This is a genomic window from Paenibacillus sp. 10L310 (assembly GCF_056395745.1).
Map to the genome: position 1 here is coordinate 19,762 of NZ_JBFTKC010000023.1, position 17,380 is coordinate 37,141.

A 17,380-nucleotide genomic window follows, 5' to 3' on the forward strand; every position below is an offset into this window, starting at 1 on the left:
GAAAAAAACCGAAAGGTCTTTTGACCCTCCGGCTCCACTAATATTATTTAATAAAAGTAAATGAGTTCACTGCTTTCTCCAATGCTGCCGCCTGAACTTCTGTCTTGTTGGCATCATTCAGCCCACTTGTGATGGTATAGGTTGTTCCGTCCTTTTCAAACACGATCTGGCGACCCGCATATGGCACGCCTTTGTCCAGCTCATGATACGTAAAGGAAAATGCAGGCACACCCGCAAACGTCAGCTCTTCACTGCCAAGCAACTTGAAGTTCTTACGGGTTTTGGTGGCTTCGGCATAGGCTTCTCTCAATTGGCTGACCGTCATCTCGATCGACTTGTCTTCGCTCGCCGCAATGGAGAATTCTCCGCCAGTAAAGGTGTACACCACAGGTGAATATTCGAATCGATCACTATACGGCGTCCAGTAACGCGGAATATCTACACTGTATTTATAACGTTTGGACGTACGTGTAAGTGTCTTCGTTTTGTCTGTCAAATAAGGATCTTCATCCAGCTGACCGAAATTATCGGCAACCGTATCAAAATCAATCTCCACACTCTTCATAATCCGTTCAAACCATGCCCGATCTGCAATCTGCTCCTCAGGGAACGTATACTCTGCATAATATCGATACCCATTCTTCTGCAAAAGAACATCAAACTCGGTCTGCCAGCCCCCACCAAAGTTATAACGGAATTCATTCACCTCAGCAGTCTCTCCCGAGATATCCATCGTATATGAACCAATTGGCTCGTAACTCTCTGGTGTAAATGTCTCGCGCATCCACTTATCCAGTTGGCCGCTCCAGTCTTTTACCGTTGTACCTGCCTTCGCCGAAGTGACACGCCATTGCAGATACGCACCATCCTTGGCTTCATAGATCATCTGATTGTTATCCATTGACCAGCCGGCTGGAATCTTCAATTCAATACCATAGTCATCGTTCCACGCGGAGCGCATGCCATTATCTACGGTGGATAGATCCTTAATCGTTCGATCCGACTCTGCATATGTTGGCTGGAATGAATTGAGTAGCGCTGCACGTTTGCCTAGATCTTTATAATTCAGGGCTTCGTAATCCGCGAGGTACACATCATATTGACGACCTTCACTCAGATACTGACGCATCTCCCATAACATGCCGTCTACATCTTTCACGATAATCCGTGCATAAGGTGTTTTGCCTTTCGACACCGCTTGACGATCCAGCACCGTATCTCCCGATTGTTTGGCCTCCTGGACGAGTTGCTGCAACAAATCATCCGCATCCAGAGCCACATCCTGATCGCTGACATACACTTCAAGATAATAACTGTTGTCCGCAGTGCCAAAAGTCATCATGCGCTCCTGCTGACCGGTCTGGAAAACTATAAGGTCTGCCGGGTAGTTAATGGACCAACCGTAAAAACTGTTACCAATTCTGGTTTTGCCTTCATCCGGATGAATGCCATCCTCGTCATCCACCGAATCATCGGTTTGCAACAGACGAATGACCATTTCTCCGGAGCTAGTCGGAGCTAGCGTCGCCCCGATACCGGCAGCAACCGGACGAAGTGGAACCATAAGTACACCATTCACCATCTTGGGAGCGGCACCCATCTCATGTTTTACACCATCCACCCAGGCAATTGAACTGCCAATCGTTAGGGTAACCGTGTGTGGACCTTCCTTGATTTTGACAACATCATTTTTCTCCAACCGGATTTCACTGCCAAATGCTTTCTTGAACACTCCCACAGGCACCATCGTAACACCCTTGAACTTGTAAGGTTTGGCTATGGCCTGCTTATCGCCGTTGATGTAGGCGCTCGTGCTCCCCGCTTTCACCCGTAGTTCACTTGTCGTCAGATCAGATGCCCATACAGGCAATGCCGCGCCAATGGTCAGCATCCCGGTTAATACACCTGTGCTTAGCACACGTATCCATGACTTTTTCATTCCGTTCTTTCGTCCTCTCTCCATCCGGGCTGATCGCCGGGCTTTATTGTTCTTCATCTGCAAGGAACGCTTCATCTTCCTCGTCTACGATGTCTGCGCGATCAGCAAGCACCAACGTGCGGGTGACGATATCGCCATCCGATTGCATCAACAGCTTTACCTTTTGCCCAGGCAGATACTTTTTGAGCAACTCATTGATATCCACTACTGAAGAGACACGTGTGCCCGCGACACTGTATAGGACATCGCCCTCTTTGATTTTGGCTTTCTTGGCTTCTGGAGACAGTACGCCCGTAATCGTTAAGGGATCATCTGTAGGCAGCCCCACAATCGCAGACCAACTTTCCTCCAGCTGTAGCCCCAGACTTGCACGTTTTATTTTTCCATATTTAAAAAACTGATCGATGATATATTGAACGGTATCCACGGGAATCGAAAATCCCAAACTCTCTACGCCGACCGCAGAAAATTTCATGGAATTGATACCAACCACCTCACCCTTCAGGTTGACCAGCGGTCCTCCGCTATTTCCTGGGTTAATGGCCGTGTCGGTCTGAATCAACCGGTAGGTCGCCTCAACACCACGATTCAAGCCGCTAATTACCCCTACCGTTGCCGAGTTGCGCAAAGAAAAGGAAATCGGCGTACCCAAGGCAATCACCGTTTCTCCAACAGTAGTTTGTGAAGCTTTGGCAAAGCTCGCCGGTTTGAGTGATTTGGCATTGATTTTGATTAGCGCCAGATCACTGAGTGCATCACTGTATGTTTTCGTAATTTTGTATGTATTGCCATCCGTCGTTACGACAACCGGATTCGTTAATCCGTCGACCACATGTGCATTCGTTACAATCCATCCATTGGACCGGATAATGACACCTGTACCATGTGCAAGATTATAACGGTCGTCTGATGTTGCACCGTCCTGCACTTCGGTAGATTTCCCAATAATACCTACGACCGAAGGAGATACCTTTTCGATCACTTTGGGAATGGCTTCACTTCCCTTGTACGTGTACGTTCCTGATTTGGCATCATATTGTCCACTTCCACCAACTGCCTTGAGCAGATCCTTGGTGTTCACATAGACTTGACCATCTACCACTTTCGCTTGCATCGCCGCTTTGGATTCAGCTGCACCGGCCGTTGCCGCTACACTAATCGAGAGTACAGTAGCCATCAGTATGGCTATCCCCTTTTTACCCAACACGCTCATATTCTCACCTGACCCTCTCTATACATCCTTCTTGCGCGACTCGACATCGGATTCATCGCTGAATCTATTCTCTCTTTCTCTCATCTGCAATTCCGGTATCCCTCAATGTATCATACAGAATCTGGATATACAATTGTTTTAAGTCCTATTTTAGTAGAGAAGATAGAATCTTGTTCAATCGTTTCAGTATAAATGAAAAAAACACCCTCCATGTCTCTCTGGAAGGTGTTCGTCTGTACCTCTTTTAGAGGTTGTTCAAAAAGTCCGCTTTTGATTACGAAGGATGCCTAGTGGCATCATCAGCATCGAATATAGAATTCAGCCGAAATGTCCGTTGCTCACGTAGTTCTCCCTACGCTCCGCTACTCCATTTCTAGCTTCATCCCATCTTCTCGGTACTGAAAACCGATCTTTTTGAACATGCACTATTGGCTTAATTCAATTCAGCGGCATTCCTACTGAGCAAACCAACCCGTTATCATCGCATAGTCTGTCATCAGAAATACCAGTAGGCTGACTACTGCAAATCCGATCGCAAACAGATTTTTCTTCGGTGCCCGAAGAAGCCGAACAACTCCGATGAAAATCAGGATCGTAAATAAGATGACAAAAATATCAAATGCATTAAAATTCGATGTACTCGCCGTGGCAGCTTCTGCAAACAGCATGGATAGACAGACCTCCTTACCATAGTTGAACAGCTAACGCATACCCTAATATCTTCCTCTATGTTATCTGTACCCTGCTTGTAATGCAAGCCCTATCATCCATAAAAATGAAAAAAAGACAATTTGGCCGAATATTCCTGTAACGCTCGTCGCAATGCATATGTAAACACTTTCACGGAATAACCTTAGTCCGAAGGAAACACCGTGCATAATTCATAATGAAAGCCCTTCTTCTCAGAAGCAGAGCACATTAGATCGTAATCCAACGTCTTTACCTTTTCGAGAAGAAGGGCCAATACTGCCACTTCATATTGGTATAACTACTGGTTAGAGGACCTTAGTCCACCAACTGCAGTGCCTTGCTCCGCTCGGTATCCCGCTCCAGAACCGGCTTCAAGTACTTGCCGGTATAAGAAGCTTCCACTTTAACGATATCCTCAGGTGTTCCGGTTGCAACAATGGTACCTCCACCGCTACCGCCTTCTGGACCCAGATCAACAACATAGTCTGCCGTTTTGATCACATCCAGGTTATGCTCGATCACTAGCACCGATTCCCCAGAATCAACCAGACGGTGTAATACGTTCAGCAAACGATCGATATCATCGACATGCAAACCGGTAGTCGGCTCATCGAGGATGTAGATGGTTTTCCCCGTACTGCGGCGATACAGCTCGGAAGCGAGCTTCACCCGCTGGGCTTCACCACCAGACAATGTGGTTGCAGGTTGTCCCAGATTGATATAACCCAGACCCACATCCATCAGTGTCTGCATTTTACGATGGATCTTCGGAATGTTCTCGAAGAATTGGGTTGCATCTTCAACCGTCATTTCCAACACATCGGAAATATTTCTGTTTTTATATTTCACTTCAAGCGTTTCCCGGTTGTATCGTTTGCCTTTGCAGACTTCACAAGGAACATAGACATCCGGCAAGAAGTGCATCTCGATTTTGATAATGCCGTCTCCACGGCAGGCTTCACAACGTCCACCTTTGATATTAAAACTGAACCGGCCTTTCTTGTATCCACGTACCTTGGCTTCGTTCGTCTGAGCAAACAGATCCCGGATATCATCAAAGACACCGGTATACGTAGCCGGGTTGGAACGTGGTGTCCGCCCGATTGGCGACTGGTCAATATCGATAACTTTATCGATATGCTCCAGACCACGAATCTCTTTATGTTGACCCGGACGTACCCGAGCACGGTTCAGATCACGTGCCAACGTTTTGTAGAGGATCTCATTGATCAATGTGGATTTACCTGAGCCAGACACACCCGTTACCGCAGTAAATACACCTACAGGAATCTTCACATTCAGATTCTTCAGGTTATTTTCTTTAGCTCCACGTACTTCCAACCAACGGTCTCCTACACTTCTACGTTCAGTACGAATCGGAATGAATTTGCGTCCACTCAGATATTGACCGGTTAAGGAGTTCTCATCGTTCATGATCTCCTCCGGTGTACCCTGTGACATGATGGTACCTCCGTGGATACCTGCACCTGGGCCAATATCAATAATATAATCGGCAGCCATCATCGTATCTTCATCATGTTCAACCACGATCAACGTATTACCAATGTCGCGCATATGCGCAAGCGTTGAGATCAGACGATCATTATCCCGTTGATGCAGACCGATACTTGGCTCATCGAGAATATACAATACACCCATCAGGCTGGAACCAATCTGTGTGGCCAGTCTGATCCGCTGGGCTTCCCCACCTGACAATGTTCCGGCAGCACGACTCAGTGTAAGATAATCCAGACCAACATTCACCAGGAAGCCGAGACGACTGTTGATTTCTTTCAGAATAAGCTTGGCAATCGTCTGCTCTTTCTCACTCAATTCCAATGTATCAAAGAATCGGCCAGCTTCACCAATGGACAAACTAGTCACATACGCCATGTTGTGATCATTAATCGTAACTGCGAGACTTTCCCGTTTCAGACGCTGACCTTTACATGTACCACAAGGCTTCGCACTCATGTAACCCTCAATAAACTCACGGATACCTTCAGATGCTGTATCCCGGTAACGACGCTCCAGGTTATTCACGATACCTTCGAAGGTAACCAGTGCTTCCTTCCGTTGTCCAAAATCATTCTCATAGCGGAAACGGATTTTCTCCGTACCTGTTCCCTGTAATAACTTGTTCATCTGCTCAGCCGGCAGATCTTCGACAGGTACATTTTGCGGAATGTTGAAGTGCTCACATACTGACTTCAGGAACTGCGGATAATAGGTGGATGTGCCACCTGTCCAAGCATCAAAAGCTCCATCTTCGATGGTCTTAGTCCGATCCGGTACGAGCAGATCAGGGTCAACGATCATTTTGACACCTAACCCATCACAATCCGGGCAAGCCCCGAAAGGGCTGTTAAATGAGAACATCCGCGGTGCCAGCTCTTCAATACTGAATCCGCACACCGGGCAGGCAAAGTTGGAACTGAATCGCAGCTCTTCTTCACCCATAATGTCCACCAGCAGTTGTCCACCAGACAGATTTAGTGCTGTTTCAATAGAGTCGGCCAGACGCGCCTGTACATCATCCTTAACAACGATCCGGTCAACAACGACTTCAATCGTATGCTTTTTATTTTTCTCCAATTGAATATCTTCTGACAAGTCACGCAATTCCCCGTTTACCCGTACACGGACAAAGCCCTGCTTGGACACATCAGCAAATACACTTTTATGCTCGCCCTTACGGCCCGAGATAATGGGTGCCAAAATCTGCAACCGGGTACGCTCTGGATATTGCATAATGCGGTCAACCATTTGTTCTACGGTCTGGGAACTAATCTCCACGCCATGGTCAGGACAATGTGGATGGCCCACACGTGCAAATAACAGGCGCAGGTAATCATAAATTTCGGTCACGGTTCCTACTGTGGAACGTGGGTTACGGCTTGTTGTTTTCTGATCTATTGAAATGGCAGGAGATAATCCTTCGATGGAATCCACATCCGGTTTCTCCATCTGTCCCAGAAACTGCCGTGCGTAAGCTGACAATGATTCTACATAACGCCGCTGTCCTTCGGCATAGATCGTGTCAAAAGCCAGCGAGGACTTGCCTGAGCCACTCAGACCAGTCAATACAACAAAGCGGTCACGCGGGATGGTAATGTCGATATTTTTCAGGTTATGCGCTCGTGCGCCTTTAATGACAATGTTATCGCTCGCCAATAGTATTCATCCTCTCAGTGTGTTAATCCAAACCTTTAAAGGCTTTTCAATCCCTCCCAAACCCTCCCTTCCAAGGGAGGGCCCCAGAGGGCGCAGCCCTCTGGACACCCGAAACAAGCGGTGCAACGGTGAGGGGTCGGGTCTTGCTATGTGAAGGGTTGTCGTGTGCCTGCGGCTCCACATAAGGTTCCGGCTCATTGCCGTAACCTTATGTGGCCGCTCTACTGCGAGGTGACGCTCTCGGCTTCGCCACGTTCGCGACAAGGTCGCCATTGCCTTCGGCTCGGCTCCTAGGTCAAGAGCGGGACGCTCTCAGCTTCGCCTTGGTCGCGTCAGGTCGCCATTGCCTTTGGCTCGGCTCCAAGGTCAACACCGGGACGCTCTCGGCTTCGCCACGTTCGCGACAGGTCGCCATTGCCTTCGGCTCGGCTCCAAGGTCAATACCAGGTCGCTCTCGGCTTCGCCTTGGTCGCGGCAGGGTCGCCATTGCCTTTGGCTCGGCTCCAAGGTCAACACCGGGACGCTCTCGGCTTCGCCACGTTCGCGTCAGGTCGCCATTGCCTTCGGCTCGGCTCCAAGATCAACACCGGAACGCTCTCGGCTTCGCCTTGGTCGCGGCAGGTCGCCATTGCCTTTGGCTCGGCTCCAAGGTCAATACCGGTGCGCTCTCGGCTTCGCCTTGGTCGCGGCAAGGTCGCCATTGCCTTCGGCTCGGCTCCGAGGTCAACACTGGGGCACTCTCGACTCCCAATTGCTTTCCTATAAACCTTTTAACCAATTTCAACATTTCTATCAGTATAGACTTGATTTCAAGATTTCAACATCTCTTATTATCGGTAGATATCAACGATTTCCTTACTCAACAAGAGAACGGCCAATTGGCCGTTCTCTTGTTACAGATCCATCTTTACTGGAGCATATGAATGAGCTGTATCTTATTCAGCGCGAAGTTCCAGCAACGCATCACGAAGCTCGGCAGCACGCTCAAACTGCAGGTTTTTGGCTGCATCTTTCATCTCTACCTCTAGGCGCTGAATAAGCGCCTGGCGATCTTTCTTCGACATCTTCTCGGCTGCGCCTGTGAGATAGTCTTTCTTGGATTCGGCAACTTTGGTTGCCTCAATCACATCACGCACTTTTTTGCGAATGGTCTGTGGTGTAATTCCATGTTTCTCGTTGTACTCGATCTGGATTGCACGACGACGCTCTGTTTCCTTTATCGCTTTATCCATCGAATCCGTTACTTTGTCACCGTATAGAATAACGCGACCCTCGCTGTTCCGTGCCGCACGACCAATCGTTTGGATCAGTGAGCGTTCGGAACGCAGGAATCCTTCCTTATCAGCATCCAATATAGCGACGAGGGAAACTTCGGGCAGATCGAGACCTTCCCGGAGCAAGTTAATTCCGATCAGGACATGGAAAACGCCCAACCTTAAATCACGTAAAATCGCCATCCGTTCCAACGTTTTGATCTCGGAGTGCAGATAACGAACTTTGATTCCAACTTCCTTCAGATAATCCGTCAGGTCCTCGGACATCTTCTTCGTTAATGTTGTAATCAACACACGCTCGTCTTTGGCAATCCGGTCGTTAATCTCACCAATCAAGTCATCAATCTGCCCCTTTGTTGGACGCAGTTCAATGATTGGATCAAGCAGTCCGGTTGGACGGATAATCTGTTGCACCATCGTATCGGTATGCTCTATCTCATACGGGCCTGGTGTGGCCGATACATAGATGATCTGATCCATCTTACCTTCGAACTCATCGAATTTGAGTGGACGATTATCCAATGCTGACGGCAGACGGAAACCATGCTCAACCAATACCGTCTTCCGCGCCTGGTCACCATTGTACATCGCACGAATCTGTGGCAGAGTCACGTGAGACTCATCGACAACAATCAACATGTCATCCGGGAAGTAATCCATCAGTGTGTATGGGGTATCGCCGCGTTCGCGGAAAGTCAGCGGACCGGAATAGTTCTCAATCCCCGAACAGAATCCAACTTCCTTCATCATCTCGATATCATACCTTGTGCGCTGCTCCAGTCGCTGAGCCTCCAGCAGTTTCCCCTGTTCACGCAACACTTCAAGACGCTCCTCCAGTTCACGCTCAATGTTCACCAGCGCAACCTTCATTGTCTCTTCTTGCGTTACGAAGTGAGACGCCGGGAAGATGGCAATATGTTCACGTTCACCAATCAGTTCTCCGGTTAACACATCAATCTCCGTAATTTTCTCGATCTCATCACCAAACAATTCAACCCGAATTGCATGTTCACCCTTGGAAGCAGGGAAAATCTCAACAACATCCCCACGAACACGGAATGTACCCCGCACAAAGTTAATATCGTTCCGCTGATACTGGATCTCTACCAGACGAGACAAAATCTGATTGCGCGGTTTCTCCATGCCTACCCGAAGTGACAGCAACATGCTTGAATACGAGTGCGGTGAACCCAAACCATAAATGCAGGAAACACTCGCTACAATGATGACGTCCCTGCGCTCAAACAACGAACTTGTCGCTGCATGCCGCAGTTTGTCGATCTCTTCATTAATACTTGAATCCTTCTCGATATACGTATCGGAGGACGGGATATATGCTTCTGGCTGAAAATAATCGTAATAACTGACGAAATACTCAACCATGTTATTAGGAAAAAAATCTTTGAACTCACTTGCAAGCTGCGCTGCCAACGTTTTATTGTGTGCAATAATCAGCGTCGGACGTTGCAGTTGGGCTATCGTCTGGGCTATCGTAAACGTCTTACCCGTACCCGTTGCACCCAGCAGTGTCTGGTATCTCTTCCCCTCCTGAACACCCTTCACCAATTCTATAATGGCTGCAGGCTGATCACCTTGGGGAGAAAACTCTGACTCGATTTCGAACGTTTTGTCGCTCATTATAATATCGCTCATTGCCGTATCTCACCCTATCGTCTAAAATAATAGTCACTATATATTGTCGAAGTTCCCCGAATTTTCATATGGGAAAACTTATAGTAATAGGAATATTTGTTCCCGTTTAATTATACCTCGTTCGTTTTAGTGATGCAAACGTGAAATGAAGATAGGAGTGGGTTAATTTATGGATATTGCGACACTTATCGGTATTATTGCCGGAATTGCCGCAGTCATTAGCGGTTTTTTGTGGGAAGGCGGCCAATTGTCTGGTCTCCTGCAAAAAACGGCTGCTTTAATTGTATTCGGTGGAACGATTGCTGCTGTGGTTGCCAGTTTCCCGGCGCATCGCCTTCGTACGATTCCAGCTGCCCTGCGTATGGCTTTTGGACGTAACAATAATGAGTCAGGCTTGTGGGTTGAAGAACTGGTGGAGATGTCTTCAATCGCACGCCGCTCAGGTGTACTTGCATTGGAACGCAAGGTTATGGATCATCCGCATCCATTTTTGCAAGACGGTATTCAGATGGTTGTTGATGGTACCGATCAGGATGTAGTTCGCCAGATCCTGGAGATGGAGATCGATTCTATTGAACAAAAACATGAGGGTTACGCCAAAATATTCGAATCCGCTGGTGGGTACGCTCCAACCATGGGGATCATCGGAACCGTGATGGGACTTATTCAGGTACTTGGCAGTTTGACCGATCCAACCGGACTCGGACCTGCCATTGCTGTTGCCTTTACCGCAACCCTGTATGGGGTCGCCAGTGCCAATCTTATCTTTTTGCCCATTGCCTCCAAGATCAAATCCAGAGGTGCCGATGAAGTGCAGACCATGGAAATGCTTCTCGAAGGTGTACTTGCCATTCAGAACGGTGAGAATCCCCAGCTTGTACGCAAAAGACTGGAGTCCTTCACCCTTACGCATCGTCAGCATATACGCCCCCTAGCAAAGGAGGGATTGGATGAGTCGGCGCAGTAAACGGCGCGGAAAACGTGAAACTATCGATCATCGGGATCGCTGGATGATTACTTATGCCGATCTCATAACGCTGCTTTTGATCTTTTTTGTCATCATGTATGCCATGAGCAATCTGGATTCCGGTAAATATGACGTCGTTACTCAATCGTTACAAAATACATTTAATGCGTCCGACTCAATCCTTGAGCTTGGTGAGGGACTCGGTGAGAAACCCGGTCAAACGATTACAGAGACTCCACCATCCGAGGTGCAGGGTGAAGATCCTTCAGATGGTGAAGGAAACCCTTCCGATTCCGGGACTGCAACACCAGATAATGACAACAAGCCCCTCACAGAACGGGAAGAACAGTTCAGATCACAGGAGCAGGAATTGCAAAATCTGTTCAATGTGATTACCCAATATATCGAGGATAATAAACTGGAAAATCAGATTTTTGTTGCGGACAAGCCACAGGGCCTATCCATTACACTTAGTGACCGCTTCCTGTTTGATCAGGGACAGGCCGCTCTAAAGGACGGTGCAGCACCAACGCTAAGTAAACTTGCCAGCCTGTTCCGTGATCTGAACACCGTTGTCAGCATTGAGGGTCACACCGATAATGTTCCTGTGGGAGCAAACTCCGCCTATACCGATAACTGGCAGCTTTCCGGGGAACGTGCACTGTCTGTATTACGATTTTTTCTGGATACAGAGAAACTTAACCCGGACGGATTCCAGTATGCCGGATATGCGGATACTCGCCCAACGGGTGACAATACCACAGCCGCCGGAAGACAAAAGAACCGTCGGGTTGAAATAACGGTCCTGCGTCAACTCCAACCTTAATCATCAATATCTCACATAATGCATCATTCCTTATGCAAAGAAAGCACGCTCTAACTGAATTCAATTCAGTAGAGCGTGCTTTCTTTTATGTCGTATTACCTTATGCCTCTACTCCTGGCTGGCTAGGGCGTAGAATCGCAGAGCCAACAGTCAGTAAAATGGCAGCCATGCCAAACAAAATCAATAGTGGCAATGTGATATCCGACAATGTACCACCAGCAGAGATCGTCTCCACTGCCTGAATCGCCCATTTCTGTGGAACAAAGTTGGCGAGCTTTTGCATATAATCCGGCATCAACGAGATCGGCCAGAAACAACCACCTATCATGCAAGTTGGCATAATGACAAGTGAATTCAGCATGTTGGCATTTTTGGAATTACGGATCAATCCAGCAACCGTACTTGCGATGCCCATGGAGACCAGCATGAACGCTGCCAAGATCATGAAATGAATTCCAAAAGGAATGCCGGCATCATAATGCAGCAGCCACCTGCTGACTCCCAAAACCAGAACAATCTGAATCATGCCAATGATAAAGCTACCCAGGAAATTGCCAAGTGCAATCTCATATGCACGAACGGGCGCCGTATATACTCTGGCCATCGTGCGTTTCCTGCGATCTTCCATTATCACAGCCACTGCACTGGTCAGCAGCCCCATCATAAACATGATTGTAAATCCAGTCACATTGTTCAGGCCTGGCTTGGGATAGATCTGCAGATCGGTGACTTCACCAGCAACCTGATGTTTTCCTATCTCCTGTAGAAGCTGTTCAAATGGCTTCTCTATACTCGATAGTATATCCGTCTCACTTGAGACAGGACCTGCCGCCACCTTAACAGCTGAAGCAGATTGTTGCAATCCCCTAGTCAAACCTTCAACAGCCGCTCGTAGGGTATAGGAACCTTCACTTATGCGCAGTTCTACCAGTTGAATTTCGGTTGCCTTACCCTGTAACAGATCCTCTGTATAATGTTCGGGAATGATAATGCCAGAACTTCCTTTTTGCTGAGCGATAGCTTCCTTCACTTCTGCTTCGTTGTTCATTGGCTTGAGCAGGTACTCCTCCTTGTCAGCAAGTTCATGAATCATCCATGTCCCTGCTACCCCTGTATCCTCATTGACGTAGGGAATGACCGTCCGTGTACTCTGCTCACTTCCAAAAAGGGCAACCGCTCCCATAACCACCAGGCAAGGCAGAAGCAGAAACGTAATGAAGCCCATTTTACGGCCAAGTGTACGTCTAATCATCAACCAGGCGATGTGTAGACTATTCATATCGGTATCCTGCCTTTCTATAGATCAATCCTGAGATGAACAGCAATACAGCGCATACCACGCCTAACATTAAAATGTTATACACAATCTCTCCTACAGGTGCATCCAGCATCATTCTCAGAAAGCTCTGGAGCGCCCAGTGGTTAACCGTAAATTCACTAATCCGTTGTACAAAATCAATTGGAATGGGCCTAAATCCACCGCTAATGAATGTCATGGCAATGATGATACCTTGTAAGGTTGCACTGGCCGATGCTGTGCTTTTACATACCAGTGCGACGATCACGCCTAAAGTCATGGATGCCAAGGTGATGAATACACAAGTCAGCACAATATACCAAGGATGGGTTCCCCAATCCACACCGTAGAGCCAATATGTCATAAGGATGATCGTTGTTGCTTGTAAGAAAGCGAGCAGACTATTACCTGCAATTTTGCCAGCGAAAATAACTCCATTACCTATAGGCGCAGCCTGAAGGCGAATTAACGTTTTGTTATCACGCTCTCCAAAAAGGCTGGTACTGGTTGTCATGCCTGAGTACAACATGAACATCGCCAGCATGGAAGCTGCATAGTATTGGGAGGCACTATACGCCGTACCTGTCTCACCGGGATTAGTGACAGCAATCGAGGTTGAATTCGCCGTACCAGACTCCGAAGCAGAGGCCATGGCAGCAATTACTTCCGGACCGAGCACTTTGGTAATCGCCATCTGTCGGTTCCATTCATCCGTAAAACGTGTGAACAAAGTTTCACCCAAGGTATTAAGTGTGTTGTCCTTTCCTCGTATCCACTGTAACCTGGCCTCCTTCCCCATCATCACGTTTTGCTCAAAATCCGAAGGAATCATTACAGCAAAGTCCAGCTTGCCGGTACGCAGCGAATGAACGGCCTCTTCTTCAGTCGTAAAGTTCTGCACCTTGACCATCTCAGCCACTTCCGGGGTTTTAACGAATGTATCCAGCGCTTGATTAAGCGTACTTGATTCTCCACCAGATTCAGTGCTCAAATGGATGATTCCCACGCGTACAGTATCCGGAATAACATCCTTCGCCGTACCCATCGTACTGGAAAGTGCCGTGCCCAATATAAAAATCAGTAACAACGGCAGAATGAACAGGTTCAACACCACAGATCGAATCTTAAGAATACGCCTTAATTCAAAGATGCAAATATGCCATATATTCATCTCTTGCTCCCCCTAGTCCCGAAGCGTACGCCCGGTCAGATTGAGGAACAACGTTTCCAGATCCGGCTCTTCGACCTTGAGCGACTGAATGGATACTTCATGTTTGCTGCAAATGAAGAGCAGATCCTGGAGATCCTGCTGTGCCGAAGGCAGCGTAATGGTCAGTGTATTCTCTGAAACGTCTACCATCCGTACGCGGGGGTGAAGTTTCAGTTCTTCCACGACATCGGTACCGATACCGGAAGTGGAGAGCACTACTTTTTCCTCCGATGCTACACGTTCTCTCAGCTCTGCTTCAGTCCCACAGGCAATAATTCGCCCCTGATCCATAATCGCAACCCGGTGACTAATCGCAGCCACTTCCTCCATGTAATGACTTGTATATATGATCGTTGAACCCATCTTGTTGAGTGTCCGTACCGATTCAAGAATATGATTCCGAGATTGCGGATCAATGCCAACTGTAGGTTCATCCATAATAATGAGATCCGGGCGATGTGTAATCGCACATGCGATGTTTAACCTGCGTTTCATACCGCCAGAGAAGGTCGAGGGGGCATCCTTTGCTTTATCCTGCAACCCTACAAATTCAAGCGACTCCTGCACTCTTTCCTTAAGCAATTTTCCACGCAGTCCATACAGCCTGGCAAAAAAGGTCACATTCTCCGCAGCAGACATGGTTTCGTATAAAGCCAGATCCTGTGGAACGAGTCCGATCTTGCGCTTTACTTCCAGCGGTCGCTCTTTGACCGATATACCATCTAATCTGATCTCACCCTGATCCATATTCAGGAGCCCTGCAATCATGCTGATGGTGGTACTTTTTCCTGCTCCATTGGGACCAAGCAATCCAAAAATCTCGCCTTTGCCAACACTAAGGTTCAAATGATCCACGGACAGCTTGCTGCCGTATCGTTTTACTACATGATCTACTTCAAGTATGCCCATCCCTTTTACGCCCCTTTTCCGTTTCGGCCTTCGCCGCTGGATTTCATAATTTTATTGTAACGGATCGCAATCTGTAGCGAAGGTACAAAAAGTCATGAATCGAAGGTGACTTAAGTCATCTCCTGATTCGAATGCTGCTTATGGTATAATCAAGGGCGCATTATCAAGAGATTTTGTACTCCACTTTTTATATAAAGGATGTCATTTACATATGCCAATGCGGTTTCTGCAATATGGATTAATTATCGTTCCAGCAGTACTGTACCTGTTGATGCTTCCCTTGGAAAATGAAGCCGTCTACACCTTGTATATCATCATCGCGCTTGGACTCTCCGTGTGGAAAGATTTTAACCGTTCAAGTACACAGCAATGGCTGTTGCTGCTGGCCGAAATACTCTGGTGCTGCTGGCTAATTGCTTCGTATGGACCATTTATGTTTTTCCTCTCTCTATCCGTGCTCTACGTGTATATATACAGACTGGTGGGAAGTCGGAGATGGTTGATGTTTGCAATTCAGCTTGTCGCTAACAATGTCGCTTTGCATTGGCATTATGCTGTCCCACAGGCACCGCAGCGAGGGTTAACCACACTAAATACAACCGCCACTACATTACTCTCCGCAGAGACAACTGCGATGGTTCTTGGCAACCTGCTTCTGCTCATCACAGCGGCTCTGTCCTGGCAGGGATCAAGGACGGCGAGCAGCCGCGGACAACTGGAACAAGTCTATGACGAACTTCGCAGCAAACATTACGAGCTACAAGAAACTCGTGCGCAGCTGCTGTTATTTACAAAGCAACTTGAAGGAGTAGCTCAGGCAGAGGAACGCACTCGTATCTCCAGACAGCTTCATGATGATATCGGGCATCGACTGATTCGCACCAAAATGATGTCGGAAGCCGCCCTGCTGACCATCCCCCTCGATATGGAACAAGGAACGGAAATGGTGAGACAGATTCGCGATCAATTGGCCGATAGTATGGATGATATGCGCAGCACACTGCACAAACTGCAACCTAATTCCTATGCATCCGAAGCCTACGCCCTGGATCGTCTCCTAGAGGAAGTGGGCAGAGATACCGGCGTGAAGACAAATTATGAAGTTCATGGCCCATCCCATGTGCTGTATCCCAGCATACAGATTGTCTTATACAAAAATGCCAAAGAAGCCTTGACCAATGCCCTGCGACACGGAAATGCTTCTTCAATCACAGTAGAGCTGGTATTTGGGGATCAGGAAGTCCGTATGAGTGTAAGTAATGATGGCAAAATCAATCCTCCTTCTTCCAAGCGAAACGGCATAGGACAGGAAGGTATGCTTCTGCGCACACAAATGGTGGGAGGAACCTTGGAGATTCAATCGGCTTATCCGTATACAGTGATTACACGCATTCCAATAACGAACCAGATGGATATACTCTGAAAAAAGGAAGTGAATATTTTCATGTCCGAACGTAATGATGTGAACAACAAGAATGATTCAGGCCAGCTCCCACTTATTCGGCTGATTCTCGCAGACGATGATTACTTCATTCGTGAGAGCCTGAAAGTGTTGCTTGGACTGGGCTCCGGCATTTTCGTTACAGGCACGGCCTCAAATGGGCAGGAAGCATTGGAATTGCTTGAATCAGGGACGTCTGCGGATGTGGTTTTAATGGATATTCGGATGCCGGAATGTGACGGAGTTGAAGGTACCAAACGCATCAAGGCACGTTTTCCTGAAATCCAGGTGCTCATGCTAACTACGTTTGACGACGATGAGTATATTATTCAGGCATTACAGAATGGAGCAAGCGGTTATTTGCTCAAAAATGTCCCCCCCGAGCGGATCATTCAAGGCATCAAGACCGTACATAACGGCGATATGTTAATCCATCCGGATATAGCCCGCAAATTGGCAGGCCTTCTTCGTCCCGCTGCAATTCCCCTGACACAGAACCCAATCGAAGCCTATGGACTGACACGTATGGAGCTGGCGGTTGCCGAGGCCATATCGGAGGGGTTGTCCAATAAGGAAATTGCCGCCAAACTGTTCCTCAGTGAAGGCACCGTCAAAAACTATGTCACGGATATTCTCGGTAAGTTGAGCTTGCGTGATCGGACCCAAATCGCCATCTTTATGTTAAAACAATAACAAAAAAAGGTATTTCCTTGCCTGTGACGGCGCTCAGAAATACCTTTTTCATTGCTTGATTTATGCAACATACTTCATCACGTATGCTTAGTTG

Annotated in this window: 12 protein-coding genes; 4 read left to right on the plus strand and 8 right to left on the minus strand. The window is 47.7% G+C overall.

Annotated features, from left to right (window positions below; all coding sequences use genetic code 11):
- Positions 1-43 precede the first annotated feature (43 nt).
- From AC1DE7_RS28095 to uvrB, 5 genes are all read right to left on the minus strand, one after another.
- Positions 44-1,996 carry a stalk domain-containing protein gene (locus AC1DE7_RS28095; protein WP_477535644.1) on the minus strand — a complete coding sequence of 651 codons (1,953 nt, stop codon included), beginning with the start codon at positions 1,994-1,996 and terminating at the stop codon, positions 44-46.
- Positions 1,983-3,152, minus strand: coding sequence for a S1C family serine protease (locus AC1DE7_RS28100; RefSeq protein WP_315370592.1), 1,170 nt, complete (start codon positions 3,150-3,152; stop codon positions 1,983-1,985). Before AC1DE7_RS28100 ends, AC1DE7_RS28095 begins: the two co-directional genes overlap by 14 nt.
- A 455-nt stretch (positions 3,153-3,607) precedes the next feature.
- Positions 3,608-3,820: a hypothetical protein gene (locus AC1DE7_RS28105; protein WP_017692026.1), complete on the minus strand. Its 213-nt coding sequence runs from the start codon at positions 3,818-3,820 to the stop codon at positions 3,608-3,610.
- 337 nt (positions 3,821-4,157) lie between these two features.
- A complete protein-coding gene (gene uvrA / locus AC1DE7_RS28110) occupies positions 4,158-7,016 on the minus strand; it encodes an excinuclease ABC subunit UvrA (protein WP_091013108.1) in 2,859 nt (952 codons plus the stop codon).
- Positions 7,017-7,951: 935 nt separating this feature from the next.
- Positions 7,952-9,943: an excinuclease ABC subunit UvrB gene (uvrB, locus tag AC1DE7_RS28115; RefSeq protein WP_036612386.1), complete on the minus strand. Its 1,992-nt coding sequence runs from the start codon at positions 9,941-9,943 to the stop codon at positions 7,952-7,954.
- Between the two features lie 169 nt (positions 9,944-10,112).
- Between uvrB and AC1DE7_RS28120 the strand changes: the two genes are divergently transcribed.
- Both AC1DE7_RS28120 and AC1DE7_RS28125 read left to right on the plus strand, forming a co-directional pair.
- A complete protein-coding gene (locus AC1DE7_RS28120) occupies positions 10,113-10,910 on the plus strand; it encodes a flagellar motor protein (RefSeq protein WP_062837042.1) in 798 nt (265 codons plus the stop codon).
- On the plus strand, positions 10,894-11,736 hold the full coding sequence (locus tag AC1DE7_RS28125) for a flagellar motor protein MotB (protein WP_338707142.1): 843 nt from the start codon (positions 10,894-10,896) through the stop codon (positions 11,734-11,736). Before AC1DE7_RS28120 ends, AC1DE7_RS28125 begins: the two co-directional genes overlap by 17 nt.
- A gap of 100 nt (positions 11,737-11,836) precedes the next feature.
- Here AC1DE7_RS28125 and AC1DE7_RS28130 read toward each other — a convergent pair whose 3' ends face one another.
- From AC1DE7_RS28130 to AC1DE7_RS28140, 3 genes are read right to left on the minus strand one after another with little or no spacing between them, the layout of a single operon-like run.
- Complete coding sequence (locus AC1DE7_RS28130) at positions 11,837-13,015, minus strand: ABC transporter permease (RefSeq protein WP_315371177.1); 1,179 nt, start codon at positions 13,013-13,015, stop codon at positions 11,837-11,839.
- A complete protein-coding gene (locus tag AC1DE7_RS28135) occupies positions 13,008-14,204 on the minus strand; it encodes an ABC transporter permease (protein WP_477535645.1) in 1,197 nt (398 codons plus the stop codon). Before AC1DE7_RS28135 ends, AC1DE7_RS28130 begins: the two co-directional genes overlap by 8 nt.
- A 12-nt stretch (positions 14,205-14,216) precedes the next feature.
- Positions 14,217-15,152: an ABC transporter ATP-binding protein gene (locus AC1DE7_RS28140; RefSeq protein WP_315371179.1), complete on the minus strand. Its 936-nt coding sequence runs from the start codon at positions 15,150-15,152 to the stop codon at positions 14,217-14,219.
- 211 nt (positions 15,153-15,363) lie between these two features.
- On the opposite strand from AC1DE7_RS28140, the gene AC1DE7_RS28145 reads away from it, so the two are divergent.
- On the plus strand, positions 15,364-16,575 hold the full coding sequence (locus AC1DE7_RS28145; RefSeq protein WP_315371180.1) for a sensor histidine kinase: 1,212 nt from the start codon (positions 15,364-15,366) through the stop codon (positions 16,573-16,575).
- Positions 16,576-16,596: 21 nt separating this feature from the next.
- A complete protein-coding gene (locus AC1DE7_RS28150) occupies positions 16,597-17,286 on the plus strand; it encodes a response regulator transcription factor (protein WP_127551491.1) in 690 nt (229 codons plus the stop codon).
- The last annotated feature ends 94 nt before the right edge of the window (positions 17,287-17,380 follow it).